General features: G+C 42.5%; 13 protein-coding genes. 7 read left to right on the top strand and 6 right to left on the bottom strand.

Going from position 1 to position 15,969, the window contains the following annotated elements; translation table 11 throughout:
* Positions 1-16: 16 nt before the first annotated feature.
* Entirely contained in the window at positions 17-376 is a 360-nt protein-coding gene (locus tag CEX98_RS02280) for an outer membrane protein assembly factor BamE (protein ID WP_099640517.1), read from the bottom strand.
* Between the two features lie 163 nt (positions 377-539).
* Between CEX98_RS02280 and CEX98_RS02275 the strand changes: the two genes are divergently transcribed.
* Positions 540-884 (top strand): GIY-YIG nuclease family protein, encoded by a 345-nt coding sequence (locus CEX98_RS02275; RefSeq protein WP_099640516.1) that lies wholly within the window; start codon positions 540-542, stop codon positions 882-884.
* On the opposite strand, the gene CEX98_RS02270 is transcribed toward CEX98_RS02275, so the two are convergent.
* From CEX98_RS02270 to ilvC, 4 genes are all read right to left on the bottom strand, one after another.
* Positions 812-1,735 carry a M20/M25/M40 family metallo-hydrolase gene (locus CEX98_RS02270; RefSeq protein WP_099640515.1) on the bottom strand — a complete coding sequence of 308 codons (924 nt, stop codon included), beginning with the start codon at positions 1,733-1,735 and terminating at the stop codon, positions 812-814. The two genes, CEX98_RS02275 and CEX98_RS02270, sit on opposite strands and share 73 nt — an antisense overlap.
* 8 nt (positions 1,736-1,743) lie before the next feature.
* A complete protein-coding gene (locus CEX98_RS02265) occupies positions 1,744-2,934 on the bottom strand; it encodes a tetratricopeptide repeat protein (RefSeq protein WP_099640514.1) in 1,191 nt (396 codons plus the stop codon).
* A gap of 184 nt (positions 2,935-3,118) precedes the next feature.
* Positions 3,119-5,020 carry a methyl-accepting chemotaxis protein gene (locus tag CEX98_RS02260; RefSeq protein ID WP_099640513.1) on the bottom strand — a complete coding sequence of 634 codons (1,902 nt, stop codon included), beginning with the start codon at positions 5,018-5,020 and terminating at the stop codon, positions 3,119-3,121.
* A 269-nt stretch (positions 5,021-5,289) separates the two neighbouring features.
* Complete coding sequence (gene ilvC / locus CEX98_RS02255) at positions 5,290-6,762, bottom strand: ketol-acid reductoisomerase (RefSeq protein WP_099640512.1); 1,473 nt, start codon at positions 6,760-6,762, stop codon at positions 5,290-5,292.
* A 114-nt stretch (positions 6,763-6,876) separates the two neighbouring features.
* Here ilvC and ilvY point away from each other — a divergent pair, with 114 nt between their 5' ends.
* The 6 genes from ilvY (at position 6,877) to CEX98_RS02225 (ending at position 15,264) form a co-directional block, all read left to right on the top strand.
* The gene (gene ilvY, locus CEX98_RS02250) at positions 6,877-7,770 is read left to right on the top strand and encodes an HTH-type transcriptional activator IlvY (protein ID WP_099640587.1); all 894 of its coding nucleotides are present in this window, start codon (positions 6,877-6,879) and stop codon (positions 7,768-7,770) included.
* A 63-nt stretch (positions 7,771-7,833) separates the two neighbouring features.
* On the top strand, positions 7,834-8,529 hold the full coding sequence (locus CEX98_RS02245; RefSeq protein WP_099640511.1) for a response regulator transcription factor: 696 nt from the start codon (positions 7,834-7,836) through the stop codon (positions 8,527-8,529).
* A 310-nt stretch (positions 8,530-8,839) separates the two neighbouring features.
* A complete protein-coding gene (locus CEX98_RS02240; protein ID WP_099640510.1) occupies positions 8,840-10,657 on the top strand; it encodes a DUF4856 domain-containing protein in 1,818 nt (605 codons plus the stop codon).
* 82 nt (positions 10,658-10,739) lie between these two features.
* Entirely contained in the window at positions 10,740-12,011 is a 1,272-nt protein-coding gene (locus tag CEX98_RS02235; RefSeq protein WP_099640509.1) for an imelysin family protein, read from the top strand.
* The gene (locus tag CEX98_RS02230) at positions 12,004-14,208 is read left to right on the top strand and encodes a TonB-dependent receptor family protein (RefSeq protein ID WP_099640508.1); all 2,205 of its coding nucleotides are present in this window, start codon (positions 12,004-12,006) and stop codon (positions 14,206-14,208) included. Before CEX98_RS02235 ends, CEX98_RS02230 begins: the two co-directional genes overlap by 8 nt.
* A 75-nt stretch (positions 14,209-14,283) precedes the next feature.
* A complete protein-coding gene (locus CEX98_RS02225) occupies positions 14,284-15,264 on the top strand; it encodes a sterol desaturase family protein (RefSeq protein ID WP_099640507.1) in 981 nt (326 codons plus the stop codon).
* A gap of 187 nt (positions 15,265-15,451) precedes the next feature.
* Here the strand turns inward: CEX98_RS02225 and CEX98_RS02220 are convergent, their stop codons facing one another.
* The gene (locus tag CEX98_RS02220) at positions 15,452-15,742 is read right to left on the bottom strand and encodes a hypothetical protein (protein ID WP_099640506.1); all 291 of its coding nucleotides are present in this window, start codon (positions 15,740-15,742) and stop codon (positions 15,452-15,454) included.
* Positions 15,743-15,969: the final 227 nt, after the last annotated feature.

Raw genomic sequence — 15,969 nt, 5'->3', positions numbered from 1 at the left:
CCCTTTGACTACGAAATTATGAATCAAGCGGCGTATTGAACTCTTCAGGCGCTTCAAAGTCGCCACTAACGCGAACCAGTTTGTCATTTTCGAAATACACACTAAATGACTTTCTCACTTCTGATTCTCTGTCAATGTTAAATACATATTGGTAATGCCAGATATCGTTGTTGAAAGCATCTTTTGCAAGTGGTGTTCCGAGCACGTATAACACCTGTTCTCTGGTCATTTGTACACGAAGTTTATCTACATCTGACTGCTCTAAGAAATTACCTTGTGGCACGTTGATGCGATAAATCCAACTAGAACAGCCGGACATAAACACCGTCATAACTACAGCACTGAGCCAAACAGAAAGGGTTTTATTAGACAGCATGAAATTGTGTATCCTTATTATCAGTTGTTTGCATGATACCGATTGCACAGAGAACGTAAAGCCTCTTAGCGGAATTGGACTGCGTTAAGTGTAAAAAGTTCGCACATAAGTTGCAATAGTCACGGGGTCGCGCTGTGTATTCAGGTAGTTGGAGAAAATAAAGTTGCTCGGACAAGTCTTACTTAGCAAGAATGAAAAATCAAAACAACAGACTTTGTGGAGTTTATATATTGTAGAAACTCGCTTGGGTCATTGGTATACGGGCATAACCACAGACGTTGAGCGGCGCTTTCAGCAGCATCAAGCAGGAAAGGGCGCTAAAAACCTTAGAGGAAAAGCCCCTCTGGTGCTCAAGTACCAATGTATTGTTGGTAGTAAATCACAAGCTGCAAAACTAGAGTGGCAAGTTAAGCAGCTTAGCAAAGCGCAAAAAATTCAGCTTGTTGAATCTAATGGGGAGCGCGTTAATGACAAAATAAAGTCGTTAATGAGCGCCACACTTGCCTGATATTTTCCCATGTCCATATTTTCAGGCGTGTCTTTTGTGGTGTGATGATGTTTGTCTTCACCCATCCCGAAGTAAATATACGGGATCCCTTGGCGATAAAACGCATAGTGGTCGCTGGCCTTATGCCAGTTTATTCGGGGATTTTTAGTGTAGCGTTCAAGCTGCCTCCCAGAAGAAATAAGCGTGAGTTTTATTGGGTCACGAGTGAGCGCTTTTAATTGTGCTTTGTACTCTTTAAAACCAGGCGAAAACAGGGCAAACAACCGGTTGCTTCTATTGACGCCTAACATATCTAAGTTAATGTTGAATTTAACTGTTTGAGTCAAGTGTTTGGCATAGTATTTTGCACCATGCAGACCACGCTCTTCGGCATCGGTTGCTACAAACAGAATATCTCTTGAACGGCTGGTCTTGGCCAATTGTCTCGCTATGTACAACATTGCAGCAGTGCCAGACGCGTTATCATTTGCACCAGGGTAATGCTTTTGCCCAGTCGTGCCTAAATGGTCATAGTGTGCGCTGATCACAATTGGTTTATCACATCGAGCTTGAGAACAAGGTAAAGATGCAGTGACATTGTGCCCTGCATCTTTACTAAAAATACCAGCTCTAAATGTAAAGTGTTGATACTCCGGGTTAGCGCCTAGCTTTGCAAATGTATTAAAGATGTACTGTGCACTGAGGTTTGGTGTTTTTGCGCCACTTTTTCTGCCTTGATGGCGGGCGCTAGAAAGCGTTTGCAAATCAACTAAAAGCTCGCTGTCAACTAGCTGCTCGTTTAGCTTAGCTTGAGGCGCAGTGCTAATAAGTAGTAGCGCTGCGCAAGCTATTTTAAAAAGGTGACTGGCCATTATTGTTATTATCTCTCATCGTAGTTTTTTTGGTTACTAGCAATTCCTTTAAGCAGTGCTAATTTGCTTTCGTAACGAACTCTGTCGTGTTCAAAGATAGAGGTTTTATGTGCTTTCTTTAAATAGTATTCTGCTTTTTTGACGTTGCCTTTTTCAAAAGCAACTTTTGCTAGCCCAAAGAAACTGCCGTGGATGCTGCTATCAAGATCATGCGCTTTATGGTAGTAGTGCTCAGCTTTATCTAGGTTCCCTGTTTTAAATGCCTCATTGCCCAGAACCAACATATAATATGGATTTTTTTTCCGTAAGTTATGAATGTTGTTCTCAATAATTTTTGCTTTATCATCTCGATCAGTTAAGTAATAAAGTTTGGCTAAATTCCCTAAAGCATTACGGTTACTCTGATTGATAGCAATAGCCTGATTGTAGGCGCGTTCAGCGAGTTGATATTGATTGGTGATGCGATAAAGAATACCGAGGTTACCCCATGCACCATCATGATATGGATCACGCTCTACCGCTGCTTTATAGTAGCTATAAGCTAAGTCAAGGTCACCATTTATCATTGCCATGGCGCCTTTGTTGTTATAAAACATTGATAGAATAGTATCGGTGGTAATTGAACTCGTGCTGAAATTTCTTGCGCGACTATTTGGATCGAAATCAACTGTGACAGAGGCTTTTTTCACATAAAACTTTTTTACCGCATTTTGCTTTTCATCTTGCTCATAAATTTTGATGTTCACATGACCCGTAAGTAAGCTATAACCTTGGCTTTCATCCCAATATTCAGGGATGTGTACGCGCTGAAATTGCGTTCCTAACCCTGCTTCCTTGGCGATAGCATGGGTAAGAATAGATAACGATAAACAGTTCGCGTTCATGTTACGGAAAGTTTGGTTGGCGGTGAGGTTAGCCCCGGATAAGTAAGAAAGTGAGTTGTCTCCGCTGTCCACTAAAAACTTCATCAACATTTTAGCGCGCTTAATCCCTTCGTCATCATTTTGAAAAAACTTTGCTAGCTTAGTTCGTATTTCGTGATTTAAATGAAAGACATCAGAATATGACTCCACTTCTTGTACATTAAATTGGTGTTCCGAGTTGAGTATAGATTGGTCTATGGTCTCGTTGGTTGTACTTTTACATGCGCTGAGTAGGATTATAAATCCGATCATCAAAACCTGAGTAAATACTTTCATACCACCTCCAAACAGGGTTTGCGAACTTTGGCTTTGCTGTATTGCCAGTATTACCTATTATATAAATTTAGATCAAAAGCGATGTTTTTGCGCGGGGGTATTTGTTACTGCATGTAACAGTAAAGGTGGTCAAAGAAAGAAAAGCCCACACGCTGAGGTGCAGGCTTGAGTATGTTAGCTGGAGCTAAAAGCTCGCTACTAGGTCATCGAGTGTTTTTGCGGATGCTGCTAGACGTTGAATGGCTTGTTCGGTATCTAGCTGTTCGTTCATTACGGCGTCGCTAATTTCACTGATTTGCTCGATATTACGGCCAACATCAGCCACCACATTGCTTTGCTCTTCCGTTGCGGTTGCGATAAGTGCGGTCATATCATTAATTTGATTCGCAGTTTCTGAGATCTCCAACATCAACTCTACAGAAGATTGCATGGTTTGCACGCTTTGCTCTGCTTGCGTGCTTGATTGCTGGATCTGATTAACAACCGTATCTGAAACCTGAGTTAATTCAGAGATCGTAGCCTGAATTTCATCCGTAGACTGCGACGTTCTACTTGCCAAGGCTCTAACTTCGTCAGCAACAACCGCAAACCCTCGACCATGCTCACCAGCGCGAGCAGATTCGATAGCAGCATTGAGCGCGAGTAAATTGGTTTGTTCAGAAATGCCCCTGATCACATCGACGATGTTAGCGATCGACTGGGTTTTTTGGGCAAGCGTAGCGATTTGCTCCGCCATGCTATCGATATCTCCGGCGAGTAAATGCAGCGTTTCTTGGCTTTCTTGGACACCTTGTCTGCTGCGTTTGGTGGAGGCTTTGCTCTCTTCCGTTAATTTGGCGGTGTTGGTTGCACTGCTTGCAATTTCGTGAACGGTCGCGCCCATTTCGTTAATTGCTGCTGCGACGGACATGGTTTGAGACTTTTGCTCATCCAGTGACTGAGAATTTTGCTGGCTTTGCTTAAATACTGCTTCACTGGTTACACGAATGGAGCGGCTCTCTTCCGCAACCATACGGATCGCGGTTTCAATCTTGGTTATAAATTGATTAAATCCACCGGCAAGTGCTTGTAGTTCAGGCTGGCCTGAGTCGGGTAAACGATAGTTAAGCTTAGCGTCACCGCTACCAAGCTGCTCAAATAGGTCGGCCATTTTTTTAAGTGGTGCGCTGAGGTTTCTTGCAAGTAACATACTGCAAAAACTTGCCACTAAAGCAATGAGCAACGCAAAGCCAATAATTTGCCATTGCAGTGTTGTGATCCCGCTATTTATTTCGCTTGTAGGTACTTGAGCGATAACCAATAAATCAGTGTTAGGAATGGGGCTAGCCGCCACTAAGTTGGTTTCGCCATTCACTTCCAGCTCTTTTACCACGAAACGGCGTGCTGATGAGAAATCTTGACTGTGTTGACCGTAAAAGTCGCTAATAGAAGAGCGGGCGACTTTACTGGCGTCTGGGTGTAATTGCACAGTACCTTGGCGGTTAATGACAAAGACAAACCCGGTTTGCTCGATTTTCATATTGGCAAGCATGGCTTGCATGTCGTCAATACTTTTCGCCAGTCCTGCTAAACCAACACCATGTAACTGCTGGTGGTTAACAAACATCTTCACATCGCCAGGCGCTTCTTGATAGATACTAATCGAGTAGGCAGAACCACTATTAGTAAAGCCAAAGAACCAGCCATCCTGCTCTTTATTTAGCACTCGCAAAAAGCCATTTTGATTCCAGTACTGGTTGGTTTTGCGGTTTGCCCACGAAGCAGTGACGAGATCATACTGGTTGGCTATTCGTTTCAGCTCATTAACCAGTAGTTGTTCATCTAGTGTATTTTGTTCAGCACTTTGTGTCAGCATCAAGTTACTAGAGAGCTGTTGTGCTGCATTCTTGAGCGTGTCAATCTGCTTGCTTAATGATTGGTTGATGTTCTCTATTTTACTAGGTAATTCAGATTGCATCATGCGTTCATTAATCAGTGTTTTGGCGCTGTAAAGCGAGGTAAACCCGATTAAACAAGCGACAGCTATCGCAATGATACTACCCAAAAGGGTAATTCTTTGTGTAATTGTTAAGCCTGTGTTTTGCATTAGATATGTGTGTGTAATCCCGTGGAACCGACTATTCTAGCATAGTAAATAACCAGCTCGGAACAAGTAACAATACCCGTAATGAAAAAATAATTTTTGATTATAAGAAAAAGTTAATATCAGAATTTAGTGTTAACTTGAGATGAGTGGAGTGAGTATTAATGTTGAGAAAATGGGGATAAAAGGCCACGTTCTCAGGGAGCGAAGGTGGCCTTGGTTACTAACAAGCGAACTTTTATATTTTTGTCGACTGCAAACTTACAATCGACTTAAACAATCTTTTTCATGTCTGACATATAGCCGCGTAATGTTTCACCGATTTTTTCTACCGGGTGATTGCGGATCGCACGGTTAACAGCAATCAGCTTTTGGTTATCTACGTAGTTGTCGTTATTTGATAAGCCTTGACCAATTTCACTTTTAGTGATCGATGTCATAAATGGCTTTAATAACGGTAAGCACGCATGATTATATAAATAGCAGCCATATTCAGCGGTATCAGAAATAGTACGGTTCATTTCGAACAACTTCTTACGCGCTATGGTATTTGCTATAAGTGGCGTTTCATGAAGCGACTCATAGTAGGCCGACTCATCGATAATGCCTGCCGCAGTCATGGTCTCAAATGCAAGCTCGACCCCAGCTTTAACCATAGCAACCATGAGGATCCCTTGATCAAAGAAGGTTTGTTCTGAGATCTCTTCATCAGTATTCGCTTGCTTTTCAAATGCTGTTTGTGCGGTTTCGGCACGCCAAGTAAGTAGCTTATCGTCATTTTCTGCCCAGTCGGCCATCATGCCCTCAGAAAACGCTCCGCTGATGATATCATCCATATGCTTATTATAGAGCGGACGCATAATGTCTTTAAGCTGCTCACTTAGTTCAAATGCTCGCACTTTTGCAGGGTTAGACAGTCTATCCATCATGTTGGTGATACCACCGTGCTTTAATGCTTCGGTGATGATTTCCCAGCCATATTGAACCAACTTTGAGGCATATCCAGGTTCGATGCCTTCTTCTACCATTTTATCAAAACACAACAGTGAACCAGTTTGTAGCATGCCACACAAGATGGTTTGTTCGCCCATTAAGTCTGACTTTACTTCTGCAATAAATGAAGAGTTAAGTACACCTGCACGATGACCACCTGTGCCAGCAGCATAAGCTTTGGCTTGTGCTAGACCTTTACCTTCAGGGTCGTTTTCAGGATGTACCGCTATTAATGTTGGTACACCAAAGCCGCGCTTGTATTCTTCCCGAACTTCGGTGCCTGGACATTTTGGCGCAACCATAATCACGGTAATATCTTCACGCACTTGCATGCCTTCTTCGACGATATTAAATCCGTGAGAGTAGGCAAGGGTGGCGCCTTTTTTCATTAGTGGCATTACCGCATTAACAACCGAGCTATGTTGTTTGTCTGGAGTGAGGTTCAGGACCAGATCTGCATCTGGAATAAGTTCTTCGTAAGTGCCAACAATAAAGCCATTTTCTGATGCATTCAAAAATGACTGGCGCTTTTCTTCGATTGCCGAAGCGCGTAGAGCGTAACTTACGTTTAGGCCTGAGTCGCGTAAATTTAAACCTTGATTCAAGCCCTGTGCTCCACAGCCAACAATAACGAGCTTTTTACCAATCAGAACGTCGACACCTTGTTCGAATTCTTTTGGGTCCATGAATTCACATTGAGAAAGTTGAGCCAATTGCTCACGTAAAGATAAAGTATTAAAGTAATTCGACATGATATTTCCTGATCCAAGTAGAAATAGATTGATGTCAGAGTAGGGCGAACTTTTGATTGCGTAAAATGATATATTTGCACTATAGTATTTCAAAAGATGAAACGTTATGAGTCTATGAATCATAAACAACTGAAATATTTTTTGGCGCTTGCTGATACATTACATTTTTCTCGGGCAAGTGAGCGCTGTTATGTTAGCCCCCCAACGCTGAGCCGTCAGATCAAGCAATTAGAAGAAGAAGTTGGCGCAGCATTGTTTCTTCGCGACAACCGAACAGTTGAGCTCACTCAGCAGGGAAAGGCGTTTGTCCACTATGCCCAATCGACGTTGGCTAACTGGCGGCAATTTAAAACGGAATGTTTAGACGACGATAAGCCCCTGACTGGTGAGTTAAGTTTATTTTGTTCAGTTACGGCAACGTATAGCTTTATCTATGATCTGTTTGCTAAGTTTCGTCATCAGTACCCTCAAGTTGAATTGAATTTAATCACAGGAGACCCTGCACACTCTATAGCTGAAGTGGCCAGTAGTAAGGAAGATGTTGCGGTTGCGGTGAAACCCAAGCACCTCCCCAGTGGCATAGAATATTTACCGATTGGGCGTTCTAGATTGGTTTTTATCGGGCCGACCATGGACTGTCCACTGAAAACGGTTATTGATGAACACAGTCAGGGTGAAATGCCTTGGCAAAGCCTTTCGTTTATTATGCCAGAACAAGGTGTGTTAAAAGATCGTATTGATTATTTTTGCAAAAAACACAACTTTTCACCTAAAGTTTATGCCCATGTTTCTGGCCATGAAGCTATGGTTGCGCTCGCGAGTTTAGGGTTTGGCATTGCATGTGTGCCTGAAATTGTTATCAGTCAAAGTCCGTTTAAAAACCAAGTACAGCTTCTACAGTTGCGATCAGATGAAATTGAGATCGGACTTGTAACTAAGAATAAACGATTATATGACCCAGTTGTTAAAGCACTTTGGGATACGGCAAAAGGATTATTTAAGTTGTAAAGCATCCATTCAGGTTGCGTGACTACACTGTGTCCATCCACGTTGAATGAATGAGGTGCGTCCGTGTCCACTATCTTGGTTGCACAAAGCAATAACAATATATTGACATCGCAACAGAAAATGCTTGAAGAGCAAGGTTATACTGTTGAGTTGTTGAGAGAATTAGGTCAATTGAACGGTTTTTCTGGAAAATCTATTAACGGTATCGTGTTGGATCAAGCCATCGCATCGGTGCCTACCTGTGATTCAATCAGCCAATTCAGACAAAGATTTAAGGCCCCTGTGATCGTTAGCCTAGACAGCGATGACGAAGATGTTCACAGCTTATTTTTAGAGCTTGGCGCTGATGAAGTTATCTCTAAAGATGCCAAGCCTAGACTGTGGCGAGCGAGGCTTGATGCTTTATTGAGAAGGCAAGCTGCTAATTCTCAGTTTGATGAAGAGCCTGATCAACTCACGTTTGGTCAACTTCATATTGATAAAAACACTAGGCGTGTCAGTTACGGGCAAGAGCGTATCGACCTGACTACCCATGAGTTTGAATTACTATGGTTACTTGCCAGTAACGGTGGCAAAGTAGTGAAACGAGAGTTTGTTTATGAGCAAATTCTTGGTAAATACTACCGACCAGATACCCGTACAATAGATGTACGTATTTCACGTCTTAGGAAAAAGCTCCACGACAATCCAAGTCGTCCCGAAAAGATTAAAACAATTTGGCGTCAAGGTTATTTGTTTGTAACAGATGTTTGGAATTAACAAATAATCATTTGATTTAGCGCAAAAGATGCTTCGAATTTATCGAATGTTCGATTCGGTTAAATTTGTTGCAAGCTCGTTTTTATTATAGACATAAACTCAAGTGTATGAGTTTATGTCTTTGTTTTAAAATGGTTATTTAAAGTTCACCTGTCCATCGTTCCTATCTTGTACCTCGTCTTTTAGGTAGCATTTTTATAAAAATTGTTATTTATACAATGCAAATAATATTGATTGCTATTTAGGTGTGTGTATACTTTACGCCTAGTTATGAAAATATAAACATAATTAGTCTCAAAGGAACAATTCAATGGCACTTAAAAAGTCTCTGTTAACGACTGCTATTCTTGCTGCAACGCTAGGTCTCACTGCATGTGGTGGCTCAGGTGGTAGCTCAAACGACAACGATGATAATAACACTACAACTCCTGCTGCTAACGTAGCACCAACTATCACTGCAGAGGGCGCTGCTGTCTCTGAAGATACGCTTGGTGCTACGGTTGCAAATATCTCTTTCTCAGACGATAGCGATGAAGTAGGTGCACTGACACTGACAATCTCAGATGAGCGTTTTGAGATAGTTGATGGTGCGGTAAAGCTTAAAGGTGCAAACGCACTAAACTTCGAACAAATCGAAGGCGGAAAAATTGCGGTAACCATTACTGCGACAGACAGCCAAGGTGAAAAAACTGAAGTTGAAACTAACATCACAGTACAGCCAATTGCTGAAGAAAACAAAGCGGGTGTAAACCGTTATGCTTTCAACAATACGCAAGGTGAACCCTCTGTGTCTTATTCGGGCCAAATCGCGCGTCACGCAGCGATGGTTCATGTAAAAGGACTAATGGGTCAGCTCAAAGGTGAGCTGCAAAATACACCAGAAGAAACAATCGCTGAAATTAAAGCGTTTTTAATGCCAACAGATGCGGTTGTACTTGATGAAAAGCTCGCTTTTGCAGACCAAGCTGGTGCTAAGCAAACCACTCTAGGTGAGATTTCTAATACCCTGAAAAAAGTGATGGGTGAAGGCGGTAAAATCGCCGGTCGTGATACTTCTCATATGCATAAAGCGTGGGAAGAAGAGGGGGTTATGGTTGGGTGGACTGACTTTGGCACTCAAGCAAAGACCCCAGAAGGCTTAGTATTACATTATTTAGATTTGCTTGAGGGTCAACTTAAGCAGATTGAAAGTGGTGCTACAATTAAAGCTGAGCATAATGGCACATCAGTAACCCTGAACAACTTCTATGTCACTCCTGAAGGCCTAGATCTTGTTCAGCTAGTACAAAAGCACTTAAACGGTGCGGTATCATTGTCGCAGGCTGCGGATGATTATCTTGATGATAAAATGCTGTTTGGTGTTAATGATGAAGGCAAGCCTTATGCAGATAACACAAATTCAGGCGGCAGCTATACCGATTTAGAACATAAATTTGACGAAGGCTATGGCTACTTTGGTGCCGCAGTTGATTATCTAGATTACACGGATCAAGAGATTGCAGGTAAAGGTGGACGTGAGGCGTATGCTGAGGGATACCATGATTTAGATGGCGATGGCAAAATTGACCTACTGTCTGAATTTAACTTTGGCAACTCAACCAATGCAGCAAAACGTGACCTTGGCACAGTGTCTAGCGCTAACCCAACAGATTTTACAGCTCAAGCACAATTGGCATTTATTGAAGCGCGAAAACTTATTCAAGCGAATATTGGCAGCTATGGTGCTCAGTGGTCTGATGAAGACAAAGCGCGTTTAGAAGCGTTACGTAATCAAGCTTTGCTGGCTTGGGAAAAATCAATAGCAGCGACAGTGGTTCACTACATCAATGATACAATCTCTGATGATGCTGGAGATTTAGACGATATCGCATCAGGTGACTTTACTGCTGAGCAATTTTATACCGTAGCTAAACATTGGTCTGAGATGAAAGGCTTCGCGTTAAACTTCCAGTTTAATCCGCATTCTCCAGTAGAAGAAGCTGACTTCGCTGAAATCCATAATCTAATGGGTGATAAGCCTGAGCTTGCAGCTGACAAAGTAGCAGATTATAAGGCTGATTTGTTGAAAGCACGTGAGATCATTGCTGGTGCCTATGGTTTTGATGCTGAGAATGTTGCCAACTGGTAATCTAAATTTTCATTTATAACGTTAAAAGGTTAGCCGAGATATCCGCTAACCTTTTGTTGTATAAAGAACATAGAGAATTCTAATGAAAGTATCTAAACGTTTAAGTGCTGCAGCCGTTGCAGTTGCCTTAGTGTTGTCGGGCTGCGGAGAGAGTACGTCAAGCAGTCAAGGGCCGGGTGTAAAAGACAACGATAATTCTGGAACTGATAACCCAACTATCCCTACGCAATTTGATGAGGCAGCATTAGTTGCCAACTTAGTGAATAACGTGCTGACGCCAGCAATTACTCAGTTTAATGAGTTAGCTATGACGCAGCAGTTGGAAATCACTACTTATTGTGACGGCGAAAAGGCCGCAGCTGAAAATGCTTCATCCTTAAAGCAAAACGCACAAGCCAGCTGGCGCGCTGCCATGATGGGGTGGCAGTATGTAGAGCTGATGCAAATGGGGCCGCTCACGGCGAACAGCAAAGAGCTAAAAAACAATATATATATGTGGCCTGCAACTGGCTCTCTGTGTGATATTGACTTGGATGTTGTGTATTTTGAGGACGGTGTGATCAATGGTAATGCTAGTAATCCATATGATATTACCCAGCGTACGGCAAATCGTAAGGGCTTAACAGCGCTGGAGCATTTGCTGTTTAGCACCAACCTAGACCACAACTGTTCATCGGTAAATGACGCACTGGCACCTTGGAACAGTCGTCCTACCCAAGAAAGAGTTATCGCTCGTTGTGAGTTTGCAGTAGAGGTAGCAAAAGACATTGAAGCACACAGCAACACATTGCTAACCCAATGGAGTGGTAGCGATGGTTATGCGGCAAAACTTGTAAATGCCGGTCAGCCGGGCTCAGTGTTTGACACACCTCACCTCGCGTTAAACGAAATATCAAAAGCTTTATTCTATATGACTGAAGAGCTGAAAGATGGCAAAGTTGCAACGCCACTTGGCTTAGGTTTTCCCAATGCTTGTGGTTTAGATGCTTGTCCTGAAGCGGTTGAATCACCAATAGCTGAACATTCAAAAGAAAACCTACTAGCAAACATCCGTGCGTTTAGAAATATCTTCACCGGTACTGGTCAAGATACCGACAATACGCTTGGCTTTGATGATTTTCTTGATGCTGAAGAAGGTGCTGAGGTAAAAGCGAGAATGCTTGCAGGGCTTGCAGAGGCTGAAGCGACCTTATTAGCGATGAATGGCAGCTTGCAGGCTGAACTTGCAGCTTCACCTGAGAACGTTACTCAACTGCATACTGATGTTAAAAAAGTGACGGATGATTTGAAAACCGAATTTATCGAAAAATTGGCACTAGAACTTCCACAAACTTCGGCAGGTGACAATGACTAAGCCCATGATTATGAAAAAATCCTTATTAGCGGCGGCAGTGATAGTGGCGATGCCATACGCACATGCTGCGGATAGCGACCAAGATATTGAACATATCTCCATCATTAGCCATCACGATAAGCTAAGAAAAGAAGCCGGCTCGGCGACTTTGTTGTCTGAAGCGCAATTAGCTGAATATGAATACGATGATATTCATCGTATTCTTGCAAATGTACCGGGCGTTAATATTCGTGAGGAAGACGGTTATGGCTTAAGGCCAAACATCGGTTTTCGTGGTGTAACGCCAGAGCGCAGTAAAAAAATCACCATAATGGAAGACGGGGTGCTAATTGGTCCTGCACCTTATTCAGCGCCGGCTGCTTATTATTTTCCTGTTACGACTCGTATGACTGCGGTTGAGGTGTTTAAAGGTCCATCTGCTATTAAACATGGCCCGCAAACTGTTGCTGGCGCACTTAACTTAGTGACTCGCCAAGTCCCAGAATTTACAGAAGGCGGTATTGATGTTGCGGCTGGCAGCGATGGTTATTCAAAAGCGCACGGTTACTACGGTTCAGTAGTAAATAATATCGGCTTTCTATTCGAGGCGGTTAATCTACAAGCCGATGGCTTTAAAGAGCTTGATGGCGGTGGCGATACGGGGTTTGAGAAGAACGATATACTAGCCAAGTTTAATTATAAACTTTCTCAAGGTGATCTAAACCATACCTTTGGGTTAAAGCTTAGCTATGCCGACGAGTTGTCTGATGAAACCTACCTTGGTTTAACCGATGCAGATTTTGCTGAGAACCCATATCGTCGTTATGCTGCCTCTCAACCTGCAGAAATGGACACCAAGCATACGCAAGTGATGCTATCGCATGTGCTTGATGGCAATAACTTTAACGTTACCACTCGGCTCTATCGTAATGATTATGAACGCGCCTGGTTAAAGCTCAATGGTGTTGGTACAAAGGGTAGTGCTTCTTTGTCAAAAATCATGGCAAATCCCGAAGAATTTGAAAATGAATATGCTGTGATCACAGGGGCTAGAGACTCAGTAGTAGCAGGCTCAAACATTTTCTTAAATATGGGTACTAACGACCGAGAATACTTCTCTCAAGGCTTACAAATTGATGCTAACAGCAGCTTCGATTTATTTAACCTCACTCATGAGGTGGCAGCTGGGATCCGTTTTCATGAAGACGAAATTGAGCGTAAACATTTCGAGCAAGCATATGCGATGGAAAATGGTACACCGGTTCTGTTAGAAGGCTCGAAACAATTTACTTCACTGAATACTGAAAACACCAAGGCATGGTCAGTTTACCTTGAAGATAAGGTACAACTTGACGCGCTGACGCTAGGGGTCGGGATCCGCGGTGAATTGATGGACATGTCATATCAGGACAATAAAAACGCCGACGTTTGGATTGATAAGACAACTCGGATCTGGCTCCCGAGCTTGAGCGGCTTTTATCAGCTCTCTGATGACGCCGGCCTATTGTTCGGTGTACACCAAGGGTTCGTTCCTTCGTCGCCACAGCAAGATCCAGACTTTGAGCTAGAAAAAAGCGTTAACTATGAATTCGGTGGCCGTTTTAATGATGGCGTGACGCAATTTGAGGTTGTAAGCTTCTTCAATGACTACGAAAACTTAAATGAAAGTTGTGGTCAATCTAACTGTGGCACTGCGCAGCAAGATCTACAATTTAGTGGTGGTGAAGTTGATGTGTATGGGTTGGAAATGCAATTTGCCCAACGTTATCCTCTCAATTTGCAGCTGGATATCCCGTACAGCTTAACGTACACCTACACCAAAGGTGAGTTCCAAAACGAGCGTGCAACCCAGTTTGTGCAATGGGGTTATATTGAAAGCGGTGACGAGTTGCCTTACCTACCGACTCATCAAGCCACATTCAATATTGGGTTAGCGGCAAGTGATTGGAAGATCAATCTTGCAATAAAGTACATCAGCGATATGTCAGAAGCGGCAGGACGCAGTTCGGAAGACTTTGAACTTGTGCTTGAAGGCGCAAAAGTACCTAGCTCAACGATTGTCGACCTGTCTGCAAGCTATGAACTAGGCCAATACGGCCAAGTTTACGCTAAAGTTGACAACCTATTTGATGAAGCTGAAATTGTTAGTCGTCGCCCTTATGGTGCACGTCCTGGCAAACCAAGACAGTTTAGTCTCGGGTACAAATATCAGTTCTAATGAATGGTTCTGCGGCTCTGCTATCAGAGCCGCAAATCTATACATCTAGTAATATCGACATTTTTGGAAATAACTATGTTAGAGCAATTATGGCAAAGCATTATCGAGCTTCCAGGCTATCTATTTGATGCCAATAAGAGAGTGTATTTGCCATACTTGTTTAGTGCCGTTTTAATGGCAATTCCGGTGTACTTTGCTACCGAACAAGTTCGTACGGGTAGAGGGTTCTTTAAGTTTCTATTTCCAAAGCACGTGTGGTGGTGCCAAAGTGCTAAGCTAGACTATTGTTTATTAATTACCAACAGATTGATAAAAGCAGCCACGTTTACGCCTATAGTACTTACTATGGTGCCAGTAGCCCTAGGGCTATCTAATGGCTTGGAAGCGGTTTTTGGTCCAGCGCTGCACTTGTCTGCCCCTCAGTGGTTGGTGATTACCTTGTTTACGCTTTTTTTGTTCTTGGTGGATGACTTAACCCGTTTTCTATTACATTTGATGCTCCATAAAATTCCCTTTCTATGGGAGTTCCATAAGGTGCATCATTCTGCAAAAGTACTCACGCCATTTACGATTTATCGCTCTCACCCGATTGAGAGTTATTTATATGCTTGTCGAATGGCGTTAACGCAGGGAATTGTCGTAGGAATTGGCTATTATGTATTTGGCAGCAGCCTAAGTATGTACGATATTTTTGGCGCTAATGCATTTGTCTTTTTGTTCAATATCTTTGGTTCAAACCTGCGTCACTCGCATATTTGGCTAAGTTGGGGAGATAAGCTTGAAAGCTGGTTTATTAGTCCTGCGCAACATCAAGTACATCATAGTGATAACCCTATTCACTTTGATACTAACTTAGGGTCTGCGCTGGCAATTTGGGATCGTATGTATGGCTCGTTAATCAAAGCTTCTAGTGCTGGCAAAATCACCATTGGTGTTGGTCAATATGATGCGGGTCATGACTCATTAACCGCGATTTATTTGAAGCCGTTTAAACAGGCCTATAGAGCCATATTACCTAAAAAGAACAAGGGCAACCCACCGCTAAAACCGCAGTAAAGTGACTAAATATGCAATTTAGTTCTTAATATTCAAGGTTGAGGTTAAATACCAGTTGAATTCATTCTCTAATCAATTTGAAGGATGAAATAGCTTATTTACTTAATGCATTTGGTATAAAAGGGGAAAATAGGCTGACGACGGGCATTGTCAGCCTATGTGGGAGAGTAGGCTCCCTAAATCTTTGCTAGTGTAGTCGCGAAGATGATTTACTTCGAACAAAGCCTAATTCATTCAGCTTTTCTACCAGCTTCTGAGGGTCTTCAAAAGCACATGGTGTTTCTTCATCTCGCAAGAAGTGATCTCGTGGTACGGCATGTAAATCCAGCATTTTATGAAATAAAATATTCCGAATTGCCAGCGCTGTCATGCCATTGTCCTGAATTGCATCTAGTCTATCTTGGAGGTCCGAAAAAGGCGCAGCCTTGACATCATCCACTACTGCAGAAAATTGACCATTTGATTTATTCTTAATCATAAAACCCCCAAAGGTATAGCGTGTTCACAATCCAGTGACAAAAAGTTCTTGCGCCGTTAGTTATCAATTTATGTTCATAAAATAGATACTTACGACTTATCCGATGTGGTCAGTTTACTCTGAAGTAGATGCAAATTACCATCTTGGATGTAAAGCTTTGTAAATCGACTAATGAGAGGAGTAAAACAATAGAATAGACGTCTAGACGTAACATGATGATCTGAATA

It is taken from the genome of Pseudoalteromonas piscicida (genome assembly GCF_002744175.1).
Classification (GTDB): domain Bacteria; phylum Pseudomonadota; class Gammaproteobacteria; order Enterobacterales; family Alteromonadaceae; genus Pseudoalteromonas; species Pseudoalteromonas piscicida_B.
The sequence above is the reverse complement of the archived record's forward strand: the minus strand, read 5'-3'. Positions and strand labels throughout refer to the sequence as shown.

Excerpts from the sequence above, each read along its gene's own strand:
- CEX98_RS02280 (WP_099640517.1), bottom strand. The coding sequence starts at position 376 with ATGCTGTCTAATAAAACCCTTTCTGTTTGGCTCAGTGCTGTAGTTATG.
- CEX98_RS02270 (WP_099640515.1), bottom strand. The coding sequence starts at position 1,735 with ATGGCCAGTCACCTTTTTAAAATAGCTTGCGCAGCGCTACTACTTATT.
- CEX98_RS02265 (WP_099640514.1), bottom strand. The coding sequence starts at position 2,934 with ATGAAAGTATTTACTCAGGTTTTGATGATCGGATTTATAATCCTACTC.
- CEX98_RS02260 (WP_099640513.1), bottom strand. The coding sequence starts at position 5,020 with ATGCAAAACACAGGCTTAACAATTACACAAAGAATTACCCTTTTGGGT.
- ilvC (WP_099640512.1), bottom strand. The coding sequence starts at position 6,762 with ATGTCGAATTACTTTAATACTTTATCTTTACGTGAGCAATTGGCTCAA.
- ilvY (WP_099640587.1), top strand. The coding sequence starts at position 6,877 with ATGAATCATAAACAACTGAAATATTTTTTGGCGCTTGCTGATACATTA.
- CEX98_RS02240 (WP_099640510.1), top strand. The coding sequence starts at position 8,840 with ATGGCACTTAAAAAGTCTCTGTTAACGACTGCTATTCTTGCTGCAACG.
- CEX98_RS02235 (WP_099640509.1), top strand. The coding sequence starts at position 10,740 with ATGAAAGTATCTAAACGTTTAAGTGCTGCAGCCGTTGCAGTTGCCTTA.
- CEX98_RS02230 (WP_099640508.1), top strand. The coding sequence starts at position 12,004 with ATGACTAAGCCCATGATTATGAAAAAATCCTTATTAGCGGCGGCAGTG.
- CEX98_RS02225 (WP_099640507.1), top strand. The coding sequence starts at position 14,284 with ATGTTAGAGCAATTATGGCAAAGCATTATCGAGCTTCCAGGCTATCTA.
- CEX98_RS02220 (WP_099640506.1), bottom strand. The coding sequence starts at position 15,742 with ATGATTAAGAATAAATCAAATGGTCAATTTTCTGCAGTAGTGGATGAT.